The following is a 25,159-nucleotide window of genomic DNA, read 5'->3' as shown; positions in this document are numbered from 1 at the left end:
GTTTTACCCTCCGGGACCAGGAAAGTCGTCAGGATACGTCTATGAAAAAACTCTTACTCGTTTGTCTGCCCATGCTGCTCACCGGTTGTAGTGTCTACAATCAATTTGTTGAGCGTATGCAAACAGATACGCTGGAATACCAGTGTGATGAAAAACCACTCACCGTCAAATTGAATAATACGCGACAAGAGGTGAGCTTTATCTACGATAATAAACTGCAAACGCTCAAGCAGGGTGTGTCCGCATCAGGCGCACGCTACACGGATGGCATCTACGTCTTCTGGTCAAAAGGCGACAGTGCCACAATCTACAAACGTGACAGAATTGTGCTAAATAACTGCCAGTTACAAAACCCGAAGCGTTGAGATTTTCAGCAGGGCGGCGCACAATAGCGCCACCCACTGACAATCCGTAGCGAACATCATGTCTGATAACGACGAATTGCAGCAAATCGCGCATTTGCGCCGTGAATACACCAAAGGTGGCCTGCGTCGCCACGATCTTCCCGCCGAACCATTACCCCTTTTTGAACGCTGGCTGGGTCAGGCATGCGAAGCCAGACTGGCCGATCCGACGGCGATGGTTGTCGCGACCGTTGATGAAAATGGTCAACCTTATCAACGTATCGTGTTACTCAAGCATTACGACGATAAAGGGATGGTGTTTTATACCAACCTTGGTAGCCGTAAAGCGCATCAACTTGAAAACAATCCGCGCATCAGTCTGTTGTTCCCGTGGCACATGCTGGAACGTCAGGTGATGGTGATTGGTAAAGCAGAACGCCTGTCCACGCTTGAGGTGGTGAAGTATTTTCACAGTCGCCCGCGTGACAGTCAGATTGGCGCCTGGGTTTCGAAACAATCAAGCCGTATCTCCGCGCGTGGCATCCTCGAAAGCAAGTTCCTTGAACTCAAGCAGAAATTCCAGCAGGGTGAAGTGCCGCTGCCCAGCTTCTGGGGCGGATTTCGCGTCAGCATTGAGCAAATGGAGTTCTGGCAGGGTGGCGAACACCGTCTGCATGACCGCTTTTTGTACCAACGCGAAAATAACGGGTGGAAAATCGACAGGCTTGCTCCTTAAAGATGCAAATTTCTTGTTTTAAGCGCTGGTACTCCTGATTCCGGCGCTTTATTCTATGTTTCTTTCGCATCAGGCGAAAAGTCGTGTACCGGCTAAGGTGCAGTCGTTTTATACATGGAGATTTTGATGGCAAGCAGTAACTTGATTAAACAATTGCAAGAGCGGGGGCTGGTAGCCCAGGTGACGGACGAGGAAGCGTTAGCAGAGCGACTGGCGCAAGGCCCGATCGCGCTCTATTGCGGCTTCGATCCTACCGCTGACAGCTTGCATTTGGGGCATCTCGTTCCATTGTTATGCCTGAAACGCTTCCAGCAGGCAGGCCACAAACCTGTCGCACTGGTAGGTGGCGCGACCGGTCTGATTGGCGACCCGAGCTTCAAAGCCGCTGAGCGTAAACTGAACACTGAAGATACGGTTCAGGAGTGGGTGGATAAAATCCGCAAACAGGTTGCACCGTTCCTCGATTTCGATTGTGGCGACAACGCTGCTATTGCTGCGAACAACTACGACTGGTTTGGCGGCATGAATGTGCTGACTTTCCTGCGTGACATCGGCAAGCACTTCTCCGTTAATCAGATGATCAACAAAGAAGCGGTTAAGCAGCGTCTGAACCGTGACGATCAGGGCATCTCCTTTACCGAGTTCTCCTATAACCTGCTTCAGGGTTATGACTTTGCCTGCCTGAACAAACTGCACGGTGTTGCGCTGCAGATCGGCGGTTCTGACCAGTGGGGTAACATCACTTCCGGTATCGATCTGACGCGTCGTCTGCACCAGAATCAGGTCTTTGGTCTGACGGTTCCGCTGATCACCAAAGCTGACGGCACCAAATTTGGTAAAACCGAAGGCGGCGCGGTCTGGCTGGATCCGAAGAAAACCAGCCCGTACAAGTTCTACCAGTTCTGGATCAACACCGCAGATGCTGACGTATATCGCTTCCTGAAGTTCTTCACCTTTATGGACATTGAAGAGATCAATGCCCTCGAAGAAGAAGACAAAAACAGCGGTAAGGCACCGCGTGCTCAGTATGTGCTGGCCGAGCAGGTGACGCGTCTGGTTCATGGTGAAGAAGGCCTGGTGGCCGCAAAACGCATCACCGAAAGCCTGTTCAACGGCACGCTGAGTGCGCTGAGCGAAGCCGACTTCGAACAGCTGGCGCAGGATGGCGTACCGATGGTTGAGATGGAAAAGGGCGCCGATCTGATGCAGGCGTTGGTGGATTCTGAGCTGCAACCGTCTCGCGGTCAGGCGCGTAAAACAATTGCCTCGAATGCTGTCACCATCAACGGCGAAAAACAGTCCGATCCTGAATACTTCTTCAACGATGCGGATCGTTTGTTTGGTCGCTATACCTTATTGCGCCGTGGCAAAAAGAACTACTGTCTGATTTGCTGGAAGTAACGCATTAAGTAACAGGGAGTGAGAAATCACTCCCTTATTTTTAATGTTCAGGTAAAAAAATGAAGAATATCCTCGCCATCCAGTCTCACGTCGTTTTTGGCCACGCGGGTAACAGTGCAGCAGAATTTCCGATGCGCCGTCTTGGCGCGAATGTCTGGCCACTCAACACCGTTCAATTTTCGAATCACACCCAATACGGTAAATGGACCGGCTGCGTCATGCCGCCCAGCCATTTAACCGAAATTGTGCAGGGCATCGCCGAGATTGATCAGTTACGGAAGTGCGATGCCGTACTCAGCGGCTACCTTGGCTCAGCAGAGCAGGGTGAGCATATCCTGGGGATTGTTCGCCAGGTTAAGGCAGCGAATCCGCAGGCGAAGTATTTCTGCGATCCGGTCATGGGGCATCCTGAAAAAGGGTGTATCGTCGCCCCTGGCGTGGCGGAATTCCATGTTCGTCATGCGCTTCCAGCCAGTGACATCATTGCGCCAAATCTGGTTGAGCTGGAAATTCTCTGCGAGCATGCTGTACATAATGTTGAAGAAGCCGTACTGGCCGCCCGTGAGTTGATTGCGATGGGGCCGGAGATCGTGCTGGTGAAGCATCTGGCGCGTGCAGGCTACAGCGCGGATCGCTTTGAAATGCTGCTGGTGACCCGCAATGAAGCGTGGCATATCAGTCGTCCATTAGTGGATTTTGGCACTCGCCAGCCGGTGGGCGTCGGCGATGTGACCAGCGGCCTGCTGTTAGTCAAACTGTTGCAGGGTGCAACCCTACAGGAAGCGCTTGAGCATGTGACGGCCGCGGTCTATGAAATCATGGTAGCGACGAAGAGTATGCAGGAGTATGAGTTGCAGGTCGTTGCGGCACAGGATCGTATTGCGAAGCCGGAACACTACTTTAGCGCAACACAGCTCTGACTTAATGCCCGATGACGCTATCGTTTATCGGGCCATTGGTCAGTCCGTATTGTTGGCCGGGTAAGCGTAACGCCACCCGGCGATAACAATCGTTAATTCAATCCCTCTGCTTTAAGCGCCGCCTTGACGGTTGGGCGTTCTGCTACCCGCGCCATATAGGCGTCAATATGCGTTAACCCTTCCATATTGAGCTTAACGGCTCGCGCCCACCGCAGCACGGTGAACAGATAAGCATCTGCAATGGTGAAACGCGGCCCGCAGATCCATTGGTCATCGTTGAGTACGTCATTCACGTAGTGCAGCTTTTTCTCCAGAAGGGCGCGAACCGTCGGTTTGTACTCTTCCGGGGTGTCCGGGCGGAACAGCGGCGTAAAGCCTTTATGCAGCTCTGTCGCAATGTAGTTGAGCCATTCCAGCGTTCTGTAGCGAGCAATACTGCTGGTGGGTGCCAGTAGCAGGCGGTCGGGGACGGTATCAGCAAGGTATTGCATAATGGCGACCCCTTCAGTCAGCAGCGTGCCGTCGTCCAGCAGTAGTGCAGGAACCTGTCCTTTCGGATTCACCGCGAAATAATCATCGCCGTTTTCCAGACGTTTTTTAATCAGATCAACGCTATCCAGCGTGAAATCTTTACCGCTCTCGCGAAGGGTGATGTGAGAAGCAAGAGAGCAGGCACCCGGTTTGTAGAACAATTTCATCGGTAACTCCTTTTTGCTGAGGTTTAACCAATGGTAGTGCTACGTCGGCTAAAAAAAAAGCCGCTAACTTAACGTTAGCGGCCTTAAAATCAGTTTCCCTGAAAATTACGCAGTTGCGGCTTTGGCGGCTTTTTCGCGTACATCGTCGTCCTGAGTCATGCGGTTCAGTTTTGGTGCTGTCAGCAGCATCAGAACAGCGATAACCGCAGTAGCGATACCAATCTGCAGGAACACACGACCATAGACTTCCAGAGACATCAGCGGGTCGGTCACGTTTTCCGGCACCGCCATCATGTTAGCGACATAGCCACCAATGATGTTTGCGCCTGCGGTTGTCAGGAACCAGCTGCCCATGATGAAGCCCATCAGACGCTGTGGAACCAGCTGTGCGACCATTGCCAGACCCAGACCGGAAATCATCAGCTCACCGATACTCTGTAAGCCGTAGCACATGATCAGCCAGTTAACGGATACGATACCTGCTTCGTTAGCGAATTTCGCGCCGACTGGCAGGATCAGGAACGCACCGGAGCACAGCACCATACCGATAGCAAACTTGGTTGGCATCGGCAGGGTATCACCCATCTTGTTGTAGATAGCGGCCAGAATCGGGCTACCGATAATGATCCAGAACGGGTTCAGCGCCTGATACTGCTCTGGTTCAAACGCGATACCCAGGATGGAGTGTTCAACGTTACGAATAGCAAAGAAGTTCAGAGACGTCGGCATCTGGCTGTACAGAACGAAGAAGATGATGGCTTCAAGCATCAGAATGAAGGCAACAATCATTTTACGACGCGCGGCACCTTTCATCGCAAAGGCTTCTTTACCGAAGATAAAGACGATGCCCAGTGCGATTACGCCCAGCGCCATACGTGCGACCTGCTGGTTGTGCAGCAGCCAGGTTGCAATCGCGATCAGCGCGATAACGCCCAGAATGGTCAGCAGCAGATGACGGAAATTGATCGGCTCAAAGTCAGGTTTGGAACCATACTGTTTAACCCAGCGCTGGCAGAATGCGAAGTTAACGACCGTGATCAGCATACCGACAACGCTCAGTGCAAATGCCGTGCTCCAGCCGTAGCGGGCAGCCAGCCATGGCGTTGCCAGCATGGAGAAGAATGAACCGATGTTGACGGACATATAGTACATGGTGAATGCACCGTCCAGACGCGGGTCATCTTTCGCATAGCAGGTAGAAAGCAGAGAAGACGGGTTCGCTTTGAACAGGCCGTTACCGACCGCGATGGCCGCCATACCCATATAAACGATACCTGCATCGTGGCCAGACCATGCTACCAGAGCATAACCAATCGCCAATACGACAGCACCGAGCATAATGACGCGTTTGGTGCCCAATACTTTATCACCTAACCAACCACCGATAGCGACCAGTCCATAAACCAGGGCGCTAAAGGAGGAGAAAAGGGTGATGGAGTCAGCTTCTGACATACCCAGTTGTTTTACCAGGTAGACGGCCATAATTCCTTGCAGGCCGTAATAACCGAAACGCTCCCATAACTCGATAGAGAAAATGAGATAGAACGCTTTAGGCTGTTTGAATGCGTTCAAACTCACGCTTTCAGTTGGTTTATTGTTTGCAGTAGACACTTTTACCTCTTTTTTTACATCCCATATCAACGGGGGAGTTCAGGTACGTGATGAGTCAAGTTCATCCGTCCGATTGTTATAGTGGGAGGGGAAACGGCAAGTAATGTTCACTATCTTGCCCTGTCAGACAAGGGGTTTGTAATAGTCTGTTACATTTAACTTATCTGGTGTAATCATCGGCCGCACGAAATGTTATGTAGCGTTAAATTTTTTCTAATGAAGAAAGGCAGTTTATTACTCTACAGGAAGGGGCGGAAATCCCCATGGTGGCGATATGTTCTACTATATAAGGTTTTTAGTAGTGAAATAGGCCATTATCTGAAAAATAGCCAGTGTAATGTTTTGTAGTGAAAAGAGGGGGTCAGGTCAACTGATTGTGACTTTAACAAAAAGTGGTAAAAAAATTCACATCGAGTTATCAAGGTGATCTTGATCACGTATGAATAGAAATTTCCGCTATCAAAAAAACGATTAACCTGGTGGAGTGTTTAATAGCCAGCATATTCCATTGGAAAGGCTTTCTGACCTGGTATCATTGTCGGTGAATGACGGCGTCTCGAGGGTGTAACAAAACGTTATGAATGTAAGGAGGATGGGCATCCTCCGTGTCATTCAGATATCGACTTTCTCTTTAAATTCACAGAGATCCTCAATAATGCAGGAACCGCAACGGGGTTTCCGGGCGATACAGGTGTAGCGTCCGTGAAGAATTAACCAGTGGTGGCAATCGACTTTAAATTCCGCCGGAACCACTTTGAGCAGCTTTTCTTCAACCTGCTCAACATTCTTGCCCGGTGCAAACTGGGTTCGGTTGCAGACGCGGAAAATATGCGTGTCGACGGCAATGGTCGGCCAGCCAAAGGCGGTATTGAGTACCACATTGGCGGTTTTACGTCCTACCCCTGGCAACGCTTCCAGTGCGGCGCGGTCTTCAGGAACTTTACCGTTATGTTGCTCCAGCAATATCCGACAGGTTTTGATGACATTCTCGGCTTTGCTGTTGAACAGGCCAATCGTCTTGATATAGGACTTAACGCCCTCTACGCCGAGTTCCAGCATCGCCGCAGGGGTGTTGGCGACAGGGTAGAGCTTCGCGGTCGCTTTGTTCACGCTAACGTCCGTGGCCTGCGCGGAGAGCAAAACGGCGATCAGCAGTTCAAACGGCGACGTAAAGTTTAACTCTGTCGTGGGGTGTGGATTGTTGTCGCGAAGACGCGTCAGGATTTCCAGACGTTTTGTTTTGTTCATGAGACATTCCCTGTTTCGCCTGCCGGCGCATCTGCTGCAACGGCTTCGGCACGACGCTTTTTCATCTTCTCATCAATAAGGTATTTCACGGCCAGCATGAGTCCCAGACCGATAAAGGCTCCCGGCGGCAACATTGCCAACAGGAAAGGTGAGTCGGTATGGAAAATTTCTACCCGCAACACTTTTGCCCAACTGCCGAGCAGACCGTCTGCGCCGTCAAACAAGGTCCCGTTGCCGATGATTTCGCGCAGCGAACCGAGCACAAACATCGCGCAGGTGGCGCCCATCCCGATAGAAAAACCGTCAAGCGCCGACAGCGCCGGGCCTTTTCTGGCGGCAAACGCCTCTGCACGGCCTACCACAATGCAGTTCGTCACAATCAGCGGGATAAAAATCCCCAGCGACTGGTACAGGCCAAACGCATAAGCATTGATCAGCATTTGTACTGCGCTGACCACGGACGCAATGATCATTACGTAGATAGGGATGCGGATCTCCGCGGGTGTCCAGCGACGCAGTGCCGAAATCGTCAGGTTGGTGAGTGTCAGCACAAGCGTCGTGGCAAGACCTAAACCGAGCGCGTTGGTGGCGGTTGAGGTGACTGCCAGCAGAGGGCACATACCGAGTAACTGCACGAGGGCGGAGTTATTTTTCCAGAGCCCCTGAACAATGACGTCTTTAATTTCGCTCATGGTTTATTCTCCACAGGCGGTGAGTTGGGGGAGTTGCGCAGGCAGCGTTTGCGCATACAGACCTGCGCGTTTCACCGCATTAACAACTGCTCGCGGCGTAATGGTCGCGCCGGTGAACTGGTCAAAGTCGCCGCCATCTTTTTTTACCGCCCAGTGCGCATCATTTTCTCCACCGATGCTCTTGCCCGCAAAGTGGGTTATCCAGTCGGAGAGCCGCAATTCTATTTTGTCGCCCAGGCCCGGCGTTTCGTGGTGCTCAGTCACTCGCGTGCCGAGAACTGTACCGTTGAAATCAGCACCCACTAACAGCCGAATTGCACCGGAGTATCCATCAGGAGCCGTAGTTTCGAGAATTGCCGCAACAGGCGTATCGTCCATACGGGCGATATAAACACGATGCGTACCTTTCCCCAATGCCGGGCTGTTTACGACAAAGCAGCTATTCTGTAGGTTATTATTGTAGCGGTCCGCCGGAATAACCTGATCAAACAACACTTTTTGCTGCAACGCAGCCTGCTCATCAATCGTCGTTTTTGTCATCATATTGATGGCGGCGGTCAGTCCTGTCGAACCCGCTGCAAACAGCGCCAGCGTGATGCCGTGTTTACGAATTGTTTTCAGCATGGTTTATCCTTTTCGATGACCGTACACGCGAGGCCGGGTGTAATAGTCGATCAGGGGAACGGTGATGTTCGCCAGCAGAACGGCAAAGGCCACACCATCGGGATAACCGCCAAAACTGCGGATAAGCCAGACTAACAAGCCGGCCAGTGCGCCAAAAATCAACCGGCCACGATTCGTCGTTGAGGCTGTCACAGGATCGGTCAATATAAAGAATGCGCCCAGCATGGTCGCGCCAGAGAGCAGATGTAATTGCGGCGATGCCAGTGACTGAGGTGAAAAAAGCCAGCCTAACGAAGCGCAAAGGGCAAGCGTCAGCAAAAAACTGACGGGAATGTGCCATTTGATAGCCTTCGTCCACAGCAGCCATACGCCGCCAGCCAGCCAGGCCAGGTTCACCCATTGCCAGCCAGCACCCGCCAACATTCCGCTGTAGATGGGGTATTGCATGATCTGCTCAACCGAGTGACCTGCATGCAGCGATGTCTTAAAGGTATCCAGCGGCGTTGCCTGGCTGATACCGTCAATACCCATCCGCAGCGTGTTCATATCACCGCCAGCGGCGGTATGTCCGGTGAAAATCACCTGTAGCGCATCGGAAAAACCAGGAACAGACGCTGCGATTTCGTGCGGAGGCAACCAGCTGGTCATCTGTACCGGAAACGAGATCAGCAGCACCACATAGCCAATCATCGCCGGGTTAAACGGGTTTTGCCCAAGGCCGCCGTACAGTTGCTTGGCAATAATGACGGCAAACACAGTCCCCAACACGACCATCCACCAGGGGGCGAGCGGCGGAATACTCACTGCCAACAATAAACCCGTAAGCAGGGCGGAGTTGTCTTTTAATATCGAGACGACAGGCTGTTTACGTAGCTGGAGCACGGTGGCTTCAGCAATCAGCGCGCTGGCCGAGGCCAGGAGTATCTGGAACAACGTACCCCAACCAAAAAACCACAGCTGAGCGGCAATCCCCGGCAATGCGGCGATAAGCACCAGCAACATGATGCGTGATGTCTGGCGCTGGTTATGGGTGTAAGGAGAGCTTGCGATTCTGAATACCATTTATTCCTCGTTAACAACCTGCTGCTGTGCGGCTTTTTTTGCCTGAGCGCGGGCAATCGCCGCTGCGATGGCGGCTTTGCGTGGATCCACGGGCTCGGAAGGTTCACTGGCCGTCTGTTGTTCCAGCTTACGTGCTTTGGCGCGGGCAATCGCCGCTTCGACGGCGGCTTTGCGTGGGTCCACGGGCTCGGCAGGCTCACTGACTACCTGCTGTTCCTGCTTACGTGCTTTGGCGCGGGCAATGGCCGCTTCGACGGCGGCTTTGCGCGGATCCACGGGTTCGGTTGGTTCATTGCCTGCCTGCTGTTCCAGCTTACGTGCTTTGGCGCGGGCAATGGCCGCTTCAACGGCAGCTTTGCGTGGGTCCACGGGCTCAGCGGATTCACTGACTGCCTGTTGTTCCAGCTTACGCGCTTTAGCGCGAGCAATGGCTGCTTCGACGGCGGCTTTGCGCGGATCTACGGGTTCGGCAGGTTCACTGACTGCCTGTTGTTCCTGCTTACGTGCTTTAGCGCGGGCAATCGCTGCCTCTACGGCGGCTTTGCGCGGATCGGCATCGGTACGGCTCTCTTCGATGTTGCCGTTTCCAGCCTGTTTTGCCCTGGCCTGCGCTTTACGTGCTTCGCGCGCGGCAATCACCGCACTATTGTCAGGTTTCGCCCCCGCCTGAATAATCACCGGTTGCATTGCCTGGGCTTGCTTTTCTTTCACGCGAGCCAGCGCGGCGGCAATCGCATCATGATCTTTCGCGGCAGGCTGTACAGCGGCGCTTTTGTGTCGCTCAAGACGCGCGGCTTTCTCACGCTCAAGTCGTGCCTGTCGGGCTTCGAAGCGTGCTTTCGCTTCTGCGGCGCGCTTTTCCTCCTGACTGATGGCGTATATTTCTGCTTTTTCCTGCCGGAAGTACTGCACCAACGGGATATTGCTCGGGCATACCCAGGCGCAGGCACCGCATTCAATGCAGTCCGCCAGATTGTGCGCCGTCGCTTTGTCGTGCTGCTGGCCTTTGCTAAACCAGTACAACTGTTGAGGCAGCAGATCGGCCGGACACGCATCGGCACAGGCACTACACCGGATACAGCCTTTTTCTTCCTGCGGTTCGCCCATTTCAGTGGCCGATGGCGCAAGGAGACAGTTGGTGATCTTCACGACCGGAACATCCAGCCACGGCAGGGTGAAGCCCATCAGCGGCCCCCCCATAATCACCATCTGATCGGCGGAAGGGCAAAAACCGGCATCGTCCAGGAGGTGGCGAACCGGGGTACCCAGTCTCGCCCAGACGTTGCCGGGGCGACTCACCGCCTCGCCAGTCAACGTTACGACGCGCTCGGTAATCGGTTCACCATCAATAACCGCACGTTTAACGGCATACGCGGTGCCGACGTTTTGCATCAACACGCCAATATCGGAGGAACGGCCGCCATGCGGAACCTGCTTACCGGTCAAAATTTGCGTGAGCTGTTTTGCGCCGCCGGAAGGGTATTTCGTCGGGATAACGCGCAGCGAAATGTCGTGCGCGTCAGCCAGTACCGCCCGCAACATGGAAATGGCCTGCGGTTTGTTATCTTCAATGCCGATCAAAATCTCACGCGGTTGCAGAATGTGCGCGAGAATGCGGATGCCTTCCACCACCTGGGCGGCGCAGTCCTGCATCAGGCGGTCATCTGCCGTAATATAGGGTTCGCATTCCGCCGCATTGATGATCAGCGTTTCGATCTTGTCGCCGCCGCCCTGTAACTTAACGCCAGTCGGGAATCCCGCGCCGCCGAGTCCGGCAACGCCGTACTGGTGAATACGGGTGATCAGTTCTTCACGACTCCGGGTACGATAATCCGCCCAGCCCTCGCGTTCAATCCAGCAATCTTCGCCATCAGCATCAATAATGACGCTGAGTTCTGCCAGGGCGGAAGGATGCGCGGTGGAATGGGGAGCAATGGCAACGACGGTGCCGGAGGTTGGCGCATGAACCGGCAGCATTTTTCCGCGACCGCGGGTCAACGGTTGTCCGCGTAACACGCGATCGCCCACGCTGACGCACAGTTCACCTTCGGCGCCAATGTGCTGTTTTAAGGGAATAACGAAACGCGGCGCCAGCGGAACCTGGCGCAGGGGCGTACCGTTTGACTGGGTTTTCATTTCCGGTGGATGAATGCCGCCGTCAAAATCCCAGATCTTATCTTTTCTAAAGGCAGAGAATAACTTAAGCATGTTGTTCCACGGGAATGATACGAACGGGAATGGTGTTCAAATCCCACTTCCAACTGTCAGTCGTTTCAGCCACCGGACGTAATTCGATGCACTGGGTCGGGCAAGGGTCGACACACAGATTGCAGCCGGTGCAGAGATCGCTCATGACCGTGTGCATCGCTCGGGTGGCGCCCACAATCGCGTCTACCGGGCAGGCCTGAATACATTTCGTGCAGCCGATGCAGTTGTTTTCATCAATGATTGCCAGCATGCGGACCGGGGTGAGTTCCTGTTCATCCCCGTCAATGGGTTGCGGGTCCACATTCAGTAATTCCGCAATTTTGAGCATGACGGCTTCACCGCCAGGCGCGCAGCGGTTTATTTTCTCACCTTCGCTGCCAATCGCCTCTGCATAAGGGCGACAGCCAGGATAACCGCATTGCCCACACTGACTTTGTGGCAAAATTTCGTCAATTTTCTCGACAACCGGATCATCTTCAACCGCGAAACGGCGGGAGGCATAACCCAGAATGGCGCCAAACGCCAAACCCAGCAGGCTCACGGCGGCAACGGCAATCCAGATAGCATTCATTACAACTTCACCAAACCACTAAAGCCCATAAAGGCTAATGACATTAAACCTGCGGTAATCAGCGCTATCGCGTTGCCACGGAAGGGGGCAGGAACGTCTGCCACGGCGAGGCGTTCACGAATCGCGGCGAATAACACCATGACCAGAGAGAAGCCGACGGCCGCGGAAAAACCGTACAGCGCCGACTGCAGAAAATTATGACCGAGGTTGATGTTGAGCAACGCCACACCTAACACCGCGCAGTTGGTGGTGATAAGCGGCAGAAAGATCCCCAACAGACGATACAGTGCTGGACTGGTTTTACGCACCACCATCTCGGTAAATTGCACGACCACGGCAATGACTAAAATAAACGCCAGCGTGCGCAGATAGATGAGATCGAGCGGGATAAGAATCCAGGTGTCGATCAACCAGGCGCAAATAGACGCAAGCGTCATCACAAACGTGGTAGCAAGCCCCATACCCATAGCGGTTTCCAGTTTTTTGGAAACTCCCATGAATGGACAAAGGCCCAGAAACTTAACCAGTACAAAGTTATTGACCAGCACAGTTCCGACAAAGAGCAGCAGGTAATCAGTCATTTTTCGGCCTGAAATAAAAAAGCCGCCTATTATCTGTCAATCTACAGCAGGCGACAACAGGTGAACTGTAAGGTTATTACGGGTTCACAAACGTGGCTTTTACGCGCGCTGAACGTTTGAAATAGGGTGCCATCAGGGCAGCCGCCAGTAATGGAAACAACAACTGGCGAACGGCAAAAGCATCAGGCACTGGCGAAAACGCAAACGCTTTGATGGCCAGTAATACGGATATCAGCAGCCAGAGAATATAGTGCTTAGGCACACATTGCCTGCGTTTGAAGAACGCAATTGTCAGCCACAGCGTGTAGTACCACATCGCAATCGCAGTCAAAAATGAAATGCCCCAGAGCACTAAGTTGCCCGTCTCTTGTTCACTCAGCGCTTTTAGCGTTTGCGGATTCGCAAGCGCAGTGACGTAAAGCAGCAGTGCCAGTGATGCGCTCAATAGCGCGACTAACAGCCAGGCTAACGGGCCAAGCAACCAGCCTCCGATGCGTTGTGCCGGTGTTGTGGTCATATCTTCTCCAGATTTGCTGGCGCTAACAGGCGTACCCTCTATTTTGGGGCGATTATTATAAATCTTTTAACAGCGATCGCTACTCTCTTCGTTATTGCACGTAATGCCAGACAGATTTGGGCACCTGACCGACATCAAACAGTCGTCCGCCGGAGATCAATTCCGCACGACGATGGTCGGCGGCACGGTACATATTGATAATCTCCCGATCGTCAGTCAGCGTGTAGTTAAGATGGTCGAACAATTTTTCCAGACTTTCGAGTGAACTGATTTTACGGAATTTTAATAGATAATCCTGGACAGTCATAAATAGGGATCCATATTAAAAAAATAACACTAACGGAGTAGTAAATATGAAAATACACAACCAGGCGCAGGGAACGTTAAGCGACACGTGATTTTCAAAATAAGATAGTTCTTACGTATAAACAGGCGGGTGCAATTAAGCACCCGCCGGAAGGGTAACGCGCTTCTTTAAAACAGGCAATAAACGTCGGGTCTGGACGCGGTACATTTATCCTATTTTGATAAATTTACTGCGGATTCACGGGATGACCAAACGGTAAACATCCTCGCGTCATGCCGTGTACGGCATCTGACCCCGGCGACGTTTATTTTTTCCCAACGGTGGCGGTAGGTTCTGGAGGTTGATAATTGTCGATATGACTGGCTACACCCAAAAGAATGACGGAGACCACAAGAACAACCCAGCCTGTTAATTCAATAAGACGATTCATTACTGACGACATTTGCTTTGATTTATCCATAAACACAGGATGCAAATGTTACCATCAACATTTAAGACGGCAAGTTCATCGGGAACGATTTCAACGACTTTTTCACAACAAGTTTAGGTAAAGTGGCATTTGTTTGACTTAAGTTAACTTATGGCCTTTGTCGTTGTAAGGCCATTAAACTATTGTGAGTGGTTATTGGATAGTGTGAAATGTGAATGTTCTGTAATGAGAGGCAATGACATGAGTGACAACATCCGTGTTGGGTTAATCGGTTACGGTTATGCCAGCAAAACTTTCCATGCGCCTTTGATCGTAGGGACGCCTGGACTGGAGCTGGCGGCGGTATCCAGTAGTGATGAAACAAAAGTGAAGGCTGACTGGCCTTCTGTGGCGGTTGTCTCTGAGCCTAAACATCTTTTCAACGATCCGACTATCGACCTTATTGTGATCCCCACCCCGAACGACACGCATTTCCCGCTGGCAAAAGCGGCGCTGGAAGCGGGGAAACACGTCGTGGTGGATAAACCGTTTACCGTGACACTGTCACAAGCGCGTGAGCTGGAGTCATTAGCCCGCAGTCTCGGGCGGGTGCTTTCCGTTTTCCACAATCGACGCTGGGACAGTGATTTCCTGACGCTGAAGGCGCTGCTGGCCGATGGTGTGCTGGGCGAGGTGGCGTATTTTGAATCTCACTTTGACCGCTTTCGTCCACAGGTTCGCGAACGCTGGCGGGAAAAGGACGGTCCGGGCAGCGGTATTTGGTATGATCTGGCGCCGCATTTGCTCGATCAGGCCATTAATCTGTTCGGCTTACCTGTCAGTATGACGGTCGATCTCGCGCAACTGCGTCCGGGTGCGCAATCTACCGATTACTTCCATGCCGTGCTGGCCTACCCACAGCGTCGGGTCGTTCTGCATGGCACGATGCTGGCGGCGGCGGAATCGGCACGCTACATCGTGCACGGTTCGCGCGCAAGCTTTGTGAAATATGGTCTTGATCCGCAAGAAGAACGTCTGAAAAATGGCGAACGTCTGCCGCAAGAGGACTGGGGCTACGATATGCGTGACGGTGTATTAACGCGTGTTGAGGGTGAAGAACGTGTGGAAGAGACCTGGTTGACCGTTCCGGGTAACTATCCGGCTTATTACGCCGGTATCCGCGATGCGCTGAACGGTAACGGAGAAAATCCGGTTCCGGCGAGTCAGGCTATTCAAATTATGGAGCTGATTGAACTGGGTATTGAGTCAGCGAAACACCGTGCAACGCTGAGTCTTACCTGATTTTCTCTCTTTTCGGCAATGCCGGATAAGCGCGACTTATCCGGCAACGATACGCTTACGCCGCAGCCACTTTTTCACGTAGTGCGCGTTTTTCCGCCTCACTCAGGAAGGCCATTTCCAGACCGTTGATTTGCGCCTGGCGAATCTGCTCACGGGACAGACCTGCCGCAGGTGCCGCGACGGTGTATTCGTGAATAATATCTACCCCTTGTACGGCGGGATCATCGGTATTGAGGCTTGCCATCACGCCATGTTCAAGGAACGTTTTCAGTGGGTGTACGGCGAGCGATGCGACGGTGCTGGTCTGAATATTGGAGGTCAGACACGATTCAATCCCGATACGCTGCTCAGCCAGAAAATCCATTAACGCACGATCTTCAACGGCTTTTACGCCATGACCAATTCGCTCAGCGCCCAGCTCACGGATAGCCTGCCAGATACTTTCCGGACCGGCTGCTTCCCCTGCGTGGACGGTAATATGCCAGCCAGCGTCACGTGCGCGATTAAAGTGTGACAGGAACAGGCTACCCGGGAATCCGAGTTCGTCGCCAGCCAGATCGAGGGCGGTGATGCGATCGCGGTGGGCCAGCAATGCTTCAAGCTCCTGCAAGCATGCCGCTTCACCGAATGTGCGGCTCATGATGCCGATCAGACGGACTTCAACACCGAACGCCCGGCTGCCTTCCTGCACGCCAGCGATGACCGCTTCGACCACGCCCGCAACCGGGAGTTGATGGCTCATGGCCATGTAGCCCGGCGAAAAACGCAGTTCAACATAATGCAAACCGTTACGTGCGGCATCTTCCACGTTCTCGTAGGCCACGCGACGACAGGCATCCAGCGAGGCCAGCACTTTCACGCCCCAGTCCAGCTTTGAGAGAAAACTGACTAGGTCAGGTTCTGTCGAGGTTACCTGCACATGTGGGATCAGGGTTTCAAGTGTTTGAGCGGGGAGGGGCAAATTAAACTGGCGGCCAAGATCAAGAATAGTTTGGGCACGAATGTTGCCATCAAGATGGCGATGAACATCAGTTAACGGAAGGGAAGTATCAATCATGGTCGCACTCATTTTTTGAATATAAAAGTGCTCGCTATTATAAAAACAAACGGGGGGTGAAATCTATGTTGCGCAATGATTAATTTCATTGCGCAACCAGAGTTAGCGTACGGCTCGAATCGCGTTGATCAAACCGGCAACGCCTTTTTCAAGTTTGACGCGGGGGCAACCGGCATTCAGTCGCACAAATCCCCGGCCTTCCTGACCGTAAGTATAGCCGGGCATAATGGCGACTTTTTCCTGATAAATCAGCGCATCCTGCAATGCGTTATCATCAATGTTTAACGGACGAAGATCGATCCACGCCAGATAGGTGGATTGCGGCACCTGCCAGTTCAGCTCAGGAAATGCTGTATTCAGCGACTGCGCGATAAAGTTCAGGTTATCTCTCAGGTAGTCGCGTAGCGCATCCAGCCACTCCGCGCCGTCCTGATAGGCGGCAATGTGCGCGGTAAGCGCCAAAACTGCCGGTGAAGACAAACCATCGCGGCCTTTCAGGGCGCTCAGATAGCGTTCCCGACTGCTTTCATCTTCGATAAGCCCGTATGCCCCGGTTAATGCCGGGATATTGAAACTCTTGGACCCGGAGGTCAGCAGCGCCCAGTGACCGCGCGCCACATTGCTCCAGGGGATGTGAGGGTGATCTCCCCAAACCATATCCATATGAATCTCATCAGAAATAACCCGGACGCCGTGACGGTGACAAAGTGCCGCCATGGTCTCCAGTTCATCACGGGTCCAGACTTTGCCCGTGGGATTCTGAGGACTGCATAACAGCAGGATCTTGCTCTCAGGGCGAGCGAGTACGGCCTCGAGCTTTGTCATGTCGCAGAGCCAGTCGTTATCACGTTTTTCCAGCGCAACAGGAAGAACGGTGCGTTGGTTCCCCTCAATGGCTTTATAAAAAGCATCATAAGCCGGGGTATGGATGACCACGCCTTCGCCCACATTGGACCACTGGCGGATCAGCTCAGACACCATATAGATAACGGAGGGACCATACACCACCGATTGAGGGTCAATCGGGGTGTGGTGGCGCGTCAAAAACCAGTGGCTGATGGCGCCTAAAAATTCCTCGTTTTTCCAACGACTGTACCCCAGAACACCGTGCGTCAGGCGCTGATTCAGCGCCTCAAGAATGCAGGGGGCAGTGGCGAAATCCATATCCGAGATGGTAAATGGCAGCAGATCGGCGCAACCAAAACGGTCGGCGACATAATCCCACTGCGTACACCAGGTTCCGTGCCTGTCGACAACCTTCGAAAAATCGAACATATCGCTATCCTTATGCCTGAACGGTGTTCATCAGACTGGCCATTTCGTCTTTCACAGACTGTACCTGCGGGCCAATGACCACCTGTAAATTGTGCTGGTTCAGCTGTACCACGCCGATGGCACGATTGTCTTTTAGCGCCTGCACATTCACCAGCGACATGTCCTTAACCGACAAACGTAAGCGTGTAATGCAGTTATCTAGGTTGACGATATTGTCACTGCCACCCAGCGCAGCGAGGATGGCCGGAACGTTATAGCCGGATTTTCCAGGCGCACCGGCCACGACTTTCTCAATATTGCTGGCAATTTCCGTATCGCGACCCGGCGTCTTCAGATTAAAGCGGGTAATGGCGAAGCGGAAAATCACGTAGTAGACCGCAAACCAGATGGCGGCCACCACCGGCACCAGATACCACTTCGTGGAGAGGCCGTGCAGAATACCGAATACCACAAAGTCGATGATGTTGCCGTCAGTGTTACCGATAGTGACGCCCAAAATCGCCATGACGGTGAAGCCAAGGCCAGTCAGCAGGGCATGAATCACATACAACACGGGAGCGACAAACAGGAACAGGAACTCCAGCGGTTCTGTCGTTCCGCCGACAACACAGGCGATCAGACCGGAAATCAGCAGCCCTTTAATTTTGTGACGATTTTCCGGGCGGGCGCAGTGATACATGGCCAATGCCGCGCCCGGCAGACCGCCGAGGAAAGCCGGCATTTTCCCCTGAGACAGGAAGCGGGTAGCGCTTTCAGAGAAACCGTGGGTGGTCGGGCAGCTCAGCTGTGCCTGGAAAATGGTCAATGCGCCACTGACGCTATGACCGCAAACGTCCTGCGTGCCGCCCGCTTCGGTGAAGCGAATCAACGCCACCAGAATATGGTGCAGACCAAACGGCAACAGCAGGCGTTCACCGGTACCAAAAATCATCGGACCGAAATCACCGGCGCTGTTAATGATGTGTCCCAGTCCGCTGATACCCATCGCGAAGACAGGCCACACCAGCGGGATAACCAGACCGACAAGTCCCATCACTACGGAAGAGATGATCGGAACAAAACGGGTGCCGCCAAAGAAGGCCAGCGCGTCCGGCAGACGGATGTTATGAAAACGCTCATGCAGCATCCAGACGATAATCCCGGCGATAACCGCGCCGAGGATCCCGGTGTCGATCGACTGGATCCCCAGAATATTCTGTACGTTGTTGGCTTTCAGAATCGCGGCATCGGTGGTCGGAAGGATCCCTTTCGCGGTTAACCAGAAGTTCACCGCAAGGTTCATCACGGCATAGCCGACGAATCCCGCAAAGGCGGCAACGCCTTTGTTTTCGCGCGCCAGTCCGAGCGGGATGGCGATACAGAACATCACCGGCAGGAAACTGAACGCAAAGGAGCCGACTTTACTCATCCAGGTAAACAGGGCCTGTAGCACAGGATTCCCCAACGCCGGGATCAGCGTGATAACGTCATGGCTGCTTAGCGAGCTACCGATACCCAGCATGATCCCGCAGAAAGAGAGCAGGGCCACGGGCAACATAAACGTTTTCCCCAACTGCTGAAAAAACTCCCATAAGGTTATTTTTGGAGTTGTTCTCGTCGTCATCTAACGATTCCTTGTGAAAAGAAGGCTCTGTTTTAGGTTTGTAGGACGAGAAGATAAAACGTTTTACCTAATTTTAGTGCGGCATAAATCACATTACCGAACGATAATAAAGCGTATAAATATAAGTAATTGATAAAACGTTTTATCTCTATCCGGTCAAGGCACGGGTAGGTCACGTTTTCGGGGGAGTTTTCAGTTTTCATGGCCATAGCCAAAAAAATTACTATCCATGATGTTGCGTTGGCTGCGGGTGTCTCTGTCAGTACCGTTTCATTAGTACTTAGCGGTAAAGGCCGCATTTCGTCGGCCACCGGCGAACGGGTGAATGCGGCGATTGAACAGCTCGGGTTTGTTCGCAATCGTCAGGCTTCGGCGCTGCGCGGCGGGCAGAGTGGCGTCATTGGATTGATTGTGCGTGATCTGTCGGCCTCTTTTTATGCAGAACTGACCGCCGGGTTGACGGAAGCGCTGGAGTCGCAGGGGCGGATGGTTTTTCTCCTTCACGGCGGCCAGGATGGCGAACAACTAACGCAACGCTTTTCTATGTTGCTCAATCAGGGCGTCGATGGTGTGGTGATTGCCGGTGCGGCAGGCAGCAGCGATACCTTGCGACAACTGGCAGAGGAAAAAGGGATCCCGGTGGTGTTTGCTTCACGCGCCAGTTACCTTGATGAAGTGGATACGGTCCGCCCGGATAACATGCAGGCGGCGCAGTTGCTGACCGAGCATCTCATTCGCCACGGGCATCAACGCATTGCGTGGCTCGGGGGGCAAAGTTCATCGCTGACCCGAGCTGAGCGCGTCGGCGGCTATTGCGCAACCCTCCTGAAGTTTGGTTTGCCGTTTCACAGCGACTGGGTGCTGGAATGTGTTTCCAGCCAGAAGCAGGCAGCCGAAGCGATTACCGCCTTGCTGCGTCACAACCCGACCATCAGCGCGGTGGTCTGCTACAACGAAACTATCGCGATGGGCGCGTGGTTTGGGTTGATGCGGGCAGGTCGTCAAAGTGGCGAAAGCGGCGTGGATCGCTATTTTGATCAGCAAATTTCGTTGGCGGCGTTTGCCGATGTTGCGGAACATGCACTGGATGATTTGCCCATTGTCTGGGCCAGTACCCCCGCCCGCGAGATAGGGTATACCCTGGCGGAACGCATCCTGCAGAAGATCGGTCATGAAGAGAGCGTGTCGCGTAGTCAGACCATTTCGGCCCGACTTATCACCCAGAAGTAAGCGTTCTGGCGCAACGGCTGAACCCATCGCGAAGGGAATTGCCCGATGAGCGTAATGTCATCGGGCACACTGCGTGTTGAAAAATTACGGCTGAGGTACGGCAGGCGCTTGTGGAACAGGGAGCGTCGGCATGCCAAACATCCCTACGAACTCATCTAACGGCATTTTTTGCCCGTTAAGTGTTACCTGACCGTTCGCGTACTGCAGGCTGGTGGCAATGGCATTATCCTGCATCGTCGTGATACGGAACATTTGTCCCATCGCGGCGAGACCTTTTACCTGTTGATTCGCCATACTGGCTGCTTCTTCCGGTTGATAACCTTCAAGCTTTGCGACCTGCGTCATGAACTCAACGGCCATATCCACCGGGATCGTCAGCTTACCCTCGAGGGATTTAACAGAGCGGTCCAGCTCCTGCGACAGGGTTTGCGGCTCAACGGTTGAGGTTGTTGGATCTTTCAGGAAAAGAGATAAATTAAGTGCTGTTTCACCTTTGGCATTTTTCCAGCTCAATGGCGCAACGGTGATCACCGGTTCGCCTTTCAACAGCAGCGGCAGGGCGGTGAAAAACGCTTCAGTCACTTTTTCCTGATAAAGGTCAGGATCTTGCACCACGTCCGGCTGTGCCATCAGCGCTTGTGTTTGCGCGTTATACTGCTTACTAAACTGATGCCAGGCTTCAGCATTAATCTGGCCCGCTTTCAACGTCAGTTGACCGCTACCCAAATCCTGCCCCTGAACTTTAAGGCTCTTAAGCGCGTAGTCCAGTTGGCTGTTGATGGTTTTACCATCAGGCGTCAGTTCGGATTTCCCGCTGATGTTCATCCCTTCCAGTACCGACATCTCTTTGCCTTCGACTGAGATTGCCAGTTTTTCTACCGACAGTTGCTGGTTACCTATGCGCCCGCCAAAACTGGCGACGCTACTGGCACCGTCGGTTTTCAGGTTATTAAAGGTGATTTGTACTTTCTGGTTATATTCATTGACGGCATCAACCAGTCCGCTTTGCGCTTCACCCGTCAGAGAAACGATGCTCCCGTCTTTGTCTGCATCGAGCTGGAATTCACCCCCGCTGAATGCCACTTTTTCGCCTTCATTTTCGTAGCTTAACGGCTTGATAGCGATACTGGAGCGCGTGTCGCCGCTGTAGGCGATACGGGAGTTAATTTCGAACGGTGACTCACCTTTGGCAAAATCAAACAGCGGTTTACTAAACGCATTGTTCACCAGGGTGGTTTTGACTGAGGCCATTGAAGGGACAAGATTCAGCGTCTTCAACTGGGCGAACGGGAAGGGGCCGTGATCTACCGCCTCATTCACCACCAGACTTTGGTCTGGTTTCATCCATGGACTTTCTTTACCTGCGATGGGTTTTACCACCAACTGCAACTGGCTGCTAAATACGCCGCGCTGGTAGTTCTGATAACTGAGTTCTATGTTCGCTTCCGGTGAATTCAGTTTAAGTTGGGTATTAGCCTCAGAAATCATCTCGGAAAGATGCGTTTCCAGTTTCTTCCCTGTGTACCACGCGCCACCCGTCCAGACGATGCCAAGTGCAACGATGACTCCCGCAGCTACCAGCGATTTTTTCATATCGATTATCCATAAAATGAAACCAGGCGGGAGAATCCGCCTGGATAAGTTATAAGCCACTTACTAGCTTAGCAAGAGTTGTTAAAAAATTCAGTATGTTGCTAAAGCTTGTTATAAACCCTGGCTAAACGGCCCACGCCGCTGGCAGAAACCGGAGACTCTTGTGCGCCAATAAATGCCGATTCTCCTGGCTTAAGGACCAACCGCTCTTCGCCTTTGCCCAGTACCGCTTCACCTTCAACGCAGAACAGAATGGCCGCGCTTTGCTGGGCGATAGCCGTTTCCTGCGCAGACAGGTCATGCAGGGAAAACGCAAAATCATCCACCGGGATAGGGAAGTCCAGCTCCGCACCGTTTTTGACCGGGGTGGTCAGCAGTTGAGACGCGGGTTTTGCCACAAACTGAACGTTGGCGACAAGTTCCGGGATATCAATGTATTTTGGCGTTAATCCGGCACGCAGCACGTTGTCGGAATTCGCCATGACTTCTAACGCCACGCCCTGCAGGTACGCATGCGGCGTTTCGGCAAACAGGAACATGGCATCGCCAGGGTTCAGTTTGACCACGTTCAGCAGCAGCGGTGAAAAGAGGCCACTGTCATCCGGGTAGAACTCAGAAATAACACGGATAGTCTGCCACGGTTCGCCTTGTTGGCTGTTCAGTGCGGCTTTTAACACCGCCAGCGCGCGGGATTTCTCTTCACCCTTCATATTGAGCAGGCTGGCAAAGAGTTGACTCAGACGTTCCGCGTTGGGGGCTTGCAGGAAGTGCGCAATGGATGGGTGTGCGCCGGAAACCGGCTGTAGCAGAGAAACAATCTCGGAAAACTCGCGAAACGCATTCATCGCCAAAAATGGCGTCAGGGCGAAAACCAGCTCAGGTTTGTGGTTCGGATCTTTATAGTTGCGTTCTGCGGCATCCATCGGGATACCCGCTGCATTCTCTTTCGCAAATCCGATTTCAGAACTGTGTTTGTTCGGGTGTACCTGAATAGAGAGCGGTTGCGCGGCGCACAGCACTTTAAACAGGAACGGCAGCTCACCAAAACGGTTAGCGACCGCATCGCCAAGCAGCGCAGATTTGTTACTGTCGATCACGTCGCGCAATGAGACGGTCTGACCGTGAGCATCCTGAACTTTAGAGCTGCTTTTCGGGTGCGCCCCCATCCAGAGTTCAGCCATCGGTTGCTGAGACGGATTGGCGATCCCATAGAGTTCTGTTAACGCAGTTTTACTTCCCCAGGCATAGTTTTGCACTGAGTTGATGAGTTTTTGCATTATCAAGCCTTGTTTCAATGTGGAAATTAATGCGTGTATTAAAGCAAGAAACCCAGTGGAAGTAACCTCTGCACGTAAAAAGTCGTCCTTGTCTCAGTTTTTGTTAAAAAAATGTGTAGGATAGGTGAATTGCTTTTTAGCAGGGCTTTGGAAAATCTGCCCAGAGTATAAACAGACCGAGCTGTAAGTGAGAGTACAATGTCAAACAAACCCTTCCATTATCAGGATCCTTTTCCCCTCCAAAAGGATGACACCGAATATTATCTACTGACCAGTGAGCATGTTTCCGTTGCCGAGTTTGCCGGGCAGGAAGTGCTCAAGGTTGCCCCGGAAGCCTTAACCCTCGTTGCCCGACAGGCATTCCATGATGCCTCTTTTATGTTGCGTCCCGCACACCAGCAACAGGTGGCTGATATTCTGCATGACCCGGATGCCAGCGAAAACGATAAGTATGTCGCACTGCAATTCTTGCGTAACTCTGACATCGCTGCGAAAGGTATTTTGCCAACCTGCCAGGATACCGGCACGGCGATCATCGTCGGTAAAAAAGGTCAACGTGTTTGGACAGGCGGCGGCGATGAAGCTGCGCTTGCCCGCGGTGTCTATAACACCTACATCGAAGATAACCTGCGCTATTCGCAAAACGCCGCGCTGGATATGTACAAAGAGGTCAATACCGGCACCAACCTGCCTGCGCAGATTGATCTCTACAGCGTCGATGGCGACGAGTATAAATTCCTGTGTATCGCCAAAGGCGGCGGGTCAGCGAACAAAACTTATCTGTATCAGGAAACCAAAGCGCTGTTATCACCCGGAAAATTGAAAAATTATCTGGTCGATAAGATGCGCACGCTGGGGACGGCGGCTTGCCCTCCGTACCACATCGCCTTTGTGATTGGCGGCACCTCGGCGGAAGCGACGCTGAAGACCGTCAAACTGGCTTCGGCAAAATATTATGACGAGCTGCCAACCGAAGGTAATGAGCACGGCCAGGCGTTTCGTGATGTCGAGCTGGAAAAAGAGCTGCTGATTGAAGCGCAAAATCTTGGACTGGGCGCGCAGTTTGGCGGGAAATATTTCGCACACGACATCCGGGTGATTCGTCTGCCGCGTCACGGCGCGTCATGTCCGGTGGGGATGGGCGTCTCCTGTTCTGCGGACCGCAACATCAAGGCGAAGATCAACCGTAAAGGTATCTGGGTAGAGAAACTCGAGCACAACCCGGGGAAATACATCCCGGAAGCGTTACGTCAGGCCGGTGAGGGGGAGGCGGTTCGGATCGACCTTAATCGCCCGATGAAAGCGATCCTTGAGCAACTGTCTCAGTATCCGGTGTCGACGCGTTTGTCGTTGAACGGCACCATTATTGTGGGGCGCGATATTGCCCACGCGAAGTTGAAAGAGCGACTGGATAACGGTGAAGGTTTGCCGCAGTACGTGAAAGATCATCCTATCTACTACGCCGGCCCGGCGAAAACGCCAGAAGGGTATGCCTCTGGTTCGCTTGGCCCAACCACCGCAGGACGTATGGATTCCTATGTGGATCAGCTCCAGTCGGCTGGCGGCAGTATGATCATGCTGGCGAAAGGCAACCGCAGCCAACAGGTTACCGATGCCTGTCATAAGCACGGTGGCTTCTATCTTGGCAGTATTGGCGGCCCGGCGGCGGTACTGGCTCAGGGCAGTATCAAGAGCCTGGAGTGTGTGGAATATCCTGAACTGGGGATGGAAGCTATCTGGAAAATTGAAGTCGAAGATTTCCCGGCCTTTATTCTTGTCGATGATAAGGGCAACGATTTCTTCCAACAGATTCAGACGTCGCAGTGCGCACGCTGCGTTAAGTAACGTCAGCCGCCCTTCGGGGCGGTTTTTTTTACCGCACAAACCACCAAA

Annotated in this window: 24 protein-coding genes; 7 read left to right on the top strand and 17 right to left on the bottom strand. The window is 52.9% G+C overall.

The genetic code is table 11. The features are described 5' to 3' along the window. Nucleotides 1-41 precede the first annotated feature (41 nt). The 4 genes from mliC to pdxY all read left to right on the top strand — a co-directional run bounded on the left by mliC (nucleotide 42) and on the right by pdxY (nucleotide 3,401). A complete protein-coding gene (mliC, locus tag AC07UY_RS06830) occupies nucleotides 42-365 on the top strand; it encodes a C-type lysozyme inhibitor (RefSeq protein WP_494659796.1) in 324 nt (107 codons plus the stop codon). 58 nt (nucleotides 366-423) lie between these two features. Continuing rightward, entirely contained in the window at nucleotides 424-1,080 is a 657-nt protein-coding gene (gene pdxH / locus AC07UY_RS06825) for a pyridoxamine 5'-phosphate oxidase (RefSeq protein ID WP_494659795.1), read from the top strand. 126 nt (nucleotides 1,081-1,206) lie between these two features. Then, a complete protein-coding gene (gene tyrS, locus AC07UY_RS06820; RefSeq protein WP_203357939.1) occupies nucleotides 1,207-2,481 on the top strand; it encodes a tyrosine--tRNA ligase in 1,275 nt (424 codons plus the stop codon). 59 nt (nucleotides 2,482-2,540) lie between these two features. Continuing rightward, entirely contained in the window at nucleotides 2,541-3,401 is an 861-nt protein-coding gene (gene pdxY, locus AC07UY_RS06815) for a pyridoxal kinase PdxY (protein WP_494659794.1), read from the top strand. Nucleotides 3,402-3,493: 92 nt separating this feature from the next. Here the strand turns inward: pdxY and gstA are convergent, their stop codons facing one another. From gstA to blr, 12 genes are all read right to left on the bottom strand, one after another. Continuing rightward, a complete protein-coding gene (gene gstA / locus AC07UY_RS06810) occupies nucleotides 3,494-4,099 on the bottom strand; it encodes a glutathione transferase GstA (RefSeq protein ID WP_494700934.1) in 606 nt (201 codons plus the stop codon). Nucleotides 4,100-4,204: 105 nt separating this feature from the next. Then, nucleotides 4,205-5,710 carry a dipeptide/tripeptide permease DtpA gene (gene dtpA, locus AC07UY_RS06805; RefSeq protein ID WP_494659793.1) on the bottom strand — a complete coding sequence of 502 codons (1,506 nt, stop codon included), beginning with the start codon at nucleotides 5,708-5,710 and terminating at the stop codon, nucleotides 4,205-4,207. Between the two features lie 612 nt (nucleotides 5,711-6,322). Continuing rightward, entirely contained in the window at nucleotides 6,323-6,958 is a 636-nt protein-coding gene (gene nth / locus AC07UY_RS06800) for an endonuclease III (protein ID WP_494659792.1), read from the bottom strand. Next, complete coding sequence (gene rsxE / locus AC07UY_RS06795) at nucleotides 6,955-7,650, bottom strand: electron transport complex subunit RsxE (RefSeq protein WP_276291853.1); 696 nt, start codon at nucleotides 7,648-7,650, stop codon at nucleotides 6,955-6,957. The genes nth and rsxE overlap by 4 nt, the downstream gene beginning before the upstream one ends. Nucleotides 7,651-7,653: 3 nt before the next feature. Continuing rightward, nucleotides 7,654-8,274, bottom strand: a complete 621-nt coding sequence (rsxG, locus tag AC07UY_RS06790) for an electron transport complex subunit RsxG (protein ID WP_494700933.1) — start codon at nucleotides 8,272-8,274, stop codon at nucleotides 7,654-7,656. Between the two features lie 3 nt (nucleotides 8,275-8,277). Then, nucleotides 8,278-9,336: an electron transport complex subunit RsxD gene (gene rsxD / locus AC07UY_RS06785; protein WP_494659790.1), complete on the bottom strand. Its 1,059-nt coding sequence runs from the start codon at nucleotides 9,334-9,336 to the stop codon at nucleotides 8,278-8,280. Next, on the bottom strand, nucleotides 9,337-11,544 hold the full coding sequence (gene rsxC, locus AC07UY_RS06780; protein ID WP_494700932.1) for an electron transport complex subunit RsxC: 2,208 nt from the start codon (nucleotides 11,542-11,544) through the stop codon (nucleotides 9,337-9,339). After that, complete coding sequence (gene rsxB, locus AC07UY_RS06775; RefSeq protein WP_494700931.1) at nucleotides 11,537-12,115, bottom strand: electron transport complex subunit RsxB; 579 nt, start codon at nucleotides 12,113-12,115, stop codon at nucleotides 11,537-11,539. The genes rsxC and rsxB overlap by 8 nt, the downstream gene beginning before the upstream one ends. Next, the gene (gene rsxA / locus AC07UY_RS06770) at nucleotides 12,115-12,696 is read right to left on the bottom strand and encodes an electron transport complex subunit RsxA (protein ID WP_005121199.1); all 582 of its coding nucleotides are present in this window, start codon (nucleotides 12,694-12,696) and stop codon (nucleotides 12,115-12,117) included. Before rsxA ends, rsxB begins: the two co-directional genes overlap by 1 nt. A 76-nt stretch (nucleotides 12,697-12,772) precedes the next feature. After that, a complete protein-coding gene (locus tag AC07UY_RS06765; protein ID WP_192612120.1) occupies nucleotides 12,773-13,213 on the bottom strand; it encodes a DUF2569 domain-containing protein in 441 nt (146 codons plus the stop codon). Nucleotides 13,214-13,304: 91 nt separating this feature from the next. Beyond that, entirely contained in the window at nucleotides 13,305-13,520 is a 216-nt protein-coding gene (gene ydgT / locus AC07UY_RS06760; RefSeq protein WP_162380406.1) for a transcription modulator YdgT, read from the bottom strand. A 304-nt stretch (nucleotides 13,521-13,824) separates the two neighbouring features. Continuing rightward, complete coding sequence (blr, locus tag AC07UY_RS06755) at nucleotides 13,825-13,950, bottom strand: division septum protein Blr (RefSeq protein ID WP_203361281.1); 126 nt, start codon at nucleotides 13,948-13,950, stop codon at nucleotides 13,825-13,827. A 240-nt stretch (nucleotides 13,951-14,190) separates the two neighbouring features. On the opposite strand from blr, the gene AC07UY_RS06750 reads away from it, so the two are divergent. After that, a complete protein-coding gene (locus AC07UY_RS06750) occupies nucleotides 14,191-15,231 on the top strand; it encodes an oxidoreductase (protein ID WP_494700930.1) in 1,041 nt (346 codons plus the stop codon). A 55-nt stretch (nucleotides 15,232-15,286) separates the two neighbouring features. Here the strand turns inward: AC07UY_RS06750 and add are convergent, their stop codons facing one another. The 3 genes from add to malX all read right to left on the bottom strand — a co-directional run bounded on the left by add (nucleotide 15,287) and on the right by malX (nucleotide 19,166). After that, nucleotides 15,287-16,288, bottom strand: a complete 1,002-nt coding sequence (gene add, locus AC07UY_RS06745; protein WP_494700929.1) for an adenosine deaminase — start codon at nucleotides 16,286-16,288, stop codon at nucleotides 15,287-15,289. Between the two features lie 102 nt (nucleotides 16,289-16,390). After that, complete coding sequence (locus AC07UY_RS06740; RefSeq protein WP_494700928.1) at nucleotides 16,391-17,563, bottom strand: MalY/PatB family protein; 1,173 nt, start codon at nucleotides 17,561-17,563, stop codon at nucleotides 16,391-16,393. 10 nt (nucleotides 17,564-17,573) lie between these two features. Next, nucleotides 17,574-19,166, bottom strand: a complete 1,593-nt coding sequence (gene malX, locus AC07UY_RS06735; protein WP_301699197.1) for a maltose/glucose-specific PTS transporter subunit IIBC — start codon at nucleotides 19,164-19,166, stop codon at nucleotides 17,574-17,576. A gap of 201 nt (nucleotides 19,167-19,367) precedes the next feature. Between malX and AC07UY_RS06730 the strand changes: the two genes are divergently transcribed. Next, on the top strand, nucleotides 19,368-20,396 hold the full coding sequence (locus AC07UY_RS06730) for a Mal regulon transcriptional regulator MalI (RefSeq protein ID WP_203357926.1): 1,029 nt from the start codon (nucleotides 19,368-19,370) through the stop codon (nucleotides 20,394-20,396). Nucleotides 20,397-20,480: 84 nt separating this feature from the next. On the opposite strand, the gene AC07UY_RS06725 is transcribed toward AC07UY_RS06730, so the two are convergent. Both AC07UY_RS06725 and manA read right to left on the bottom strand, forming a co-directional pair. Then, nucleotides 20,481-21,989 carry a YdgA family protein gene (locus AC07UY_RS06725; RefSeq protein ID WP_494700927.1) on the bottom strand — a complete coding sequence of 503 codons (1,509 nt, stop codon included), beginning with the start codon at nucleotides 21,987-21,989 and terminating at the stop codon, nucleotides 20,481-20,483. 101 nt (nucleotides 21,990-22,090) lie between these two features. Continuing rightward, entirely contained in the window at nucleotides 22,091-23,266 is a 1,176-nt protein-coding gene (manA, locus tag AC07UY_RS06720; protein WP_494700926.1) for a mannose-6-phosphate isomerase, read from the bottom strand. Nucleotides 23,267-23,464: 198 nt separating this feature from the next. Between manA and fumB the strand changes: the two genes are divergently transcribed. Continuing rightward, entirely contained in the window at nucleotides 23,465-25,111 is a 1,647-nt protein-coding gene (gene fumB, locus AC07UY_RS06715; RefSeq protein WP_494659782.1) for a class I fumarate hydratase, read from the top strand. The last annotated feature ends 48 nt before the right edge of the window (nucleotides 25,112-25,159 follow it).

Source organism: Citrobacter sp. GW821-FHT02E08 (assembly GCF_059421685.1).
Note: the sequence above shows the minus strand (reverse complement) of the source record. Positions and strands in the feature narration are given on the sequence as shown.

Coding starts and splice junctions, on each gene's coding strand:
- mliC (WP_494659796.1), top strand. CDS start 42: ATGAAAAAACTCTTACTCGTTTGTCTGCCCATGCTGCTCACCGGTTGT.
- pdxH (WP_494659795.1), top strand. CDS start 424: ATGTCTGATAACGACGAATTGCAGCAAATCGCGCATTTGCGCCGTGAA.
- tyrS (WP_203357939.1), top strand. CDS start 1,207: ATGGCAAGCAGTAACTTGATTAAACAATTGCAAGAGCGGGGGCTGGTA.
- pdxY (WP_494659794.1), top strand. CDS start 2,541: ATGAAGAATATCCTCGCCATCCAGTCTCACGTCGTTTTTGGCCACGCG.
- gstA (WP_494700934.1), bottom strand. CDS start 4,099: ATGAAATTGTTCTACAAACCGGGTGCCTGCTCTCTTGCTTCTCACATC.
- nth (WP_494659792.1), bottom strand. CDS start 6,958: ATGAACAAAACAAAACGTCTGGAAATCCTGACGCGTCTTCGCGACAAC.
- rsxE (WP_276291853.1), bottom strand. CDS start 7,650: ATGAGCGAAATTAAAGACGTCATTGTTCAGGGGCTCTGGAAAAATAAC.
- rsxG (WP_494700933.1), bottom strand. CDS start 8,274: ATGCTGAAAACAATTCGTAAACACGGCATCACGCTGGCGCTGTTTGCA.
- rsxD (WP_494659790.1), bottom strand. CDS start 9,336: ATGGTATTCAGAATCGCAAGCTCTCCTTACACCCATAACCAGCGCCAG.
- rsxC (WP_494700932.1), bottom strand. CDS start 11,544: ATGCTTAAGTTATTCTCTGCCTTTAGAAAAGATAAGATCTGGGATTTT.
- rsxB (WP_494700931.1), bottom strand. CDS start 12,115: ATGAATGCTATCTGGATTGCCGTTGCCGCCGTGAGCCTGCTGGGTTTG.
- rsxA (WP_005121199.1), bottom strand. CDS start 12,696: ATGACTGATTACCTGCTGCTCTTTGTCGGAACTGTGCTGGTCAATAAC.
- AC07UY_RS06765 (WP_192612120.1), bottom strand. CDS start 13,213: ATGACCACAACACCGGCACAACGCATCGGAGGCTGGTTGCTTGGCCCG.
- ydgT (WP_162380406.1), bottom strand. CDS start 13,520: ATGACTGTCCAGGATTATCTATTAAAATTCCGTAAAATCAGTTCACTC.
- blr (WP_203361281.1), bottom strand. CDS start 13,950: ATGAATCGTCTTATTGAATTAACAGGCTGGGTTGTTCTTGTGGTCTCC.
- AC07UY_RS06750 (WP_494700930.1), top strand. CDS start 14,191: ATGAGTGACAACATCCGTGTTGGGTTAATCGGTTACGGTTATGCCAGC.
- add (WP_494700929.1), bottom strand. CDS start 16,288: ATGATTGATACTTCCCTTCCGTTAACTGATGTTCATCGCCATCTTGAT.
- AC07UY_RS06740 (WP_494700928.1), bottom strand. CDS start 17,563: ATGTTCGATTTTTCGAAGGTTGTCGACAGGCACGGAACCTGGTGTACG.
- malX (WP_301699197.1), bottom strand. CDS start 19,166: ATGACGACGAGAACAACTCCAAAAATAACCTTATGGGAGTTTTTTCAG.
- AC07UY_RS06730 (WP_203357926.1), top strand. CDS start 19,368: ATGGCCATAGCCAAAAAAATTACTATCCATGATGTTGCGTTGGCTGCG.
- AC07UY_RS06725 (WP_494700927.1), bottom strand. CDS start 21,989: ATGAAAAAATCGCTGGTAGCTGCGGGAGTCATCGTTGCACTTGGCATC.
- manA (WP_494700926.1), bottom strand. CDS start 23,266: ATGCAAAAACTCATCAACTCAGTGCAAAACTATGCCTGGGGAAGTAAA.
- fumB (WP_494659782.1), top strand. CDS start 23,465: ATGTCAAACAAACCCTTCCATTATCAGGATCCTTTTCCCCTCCAAAAG.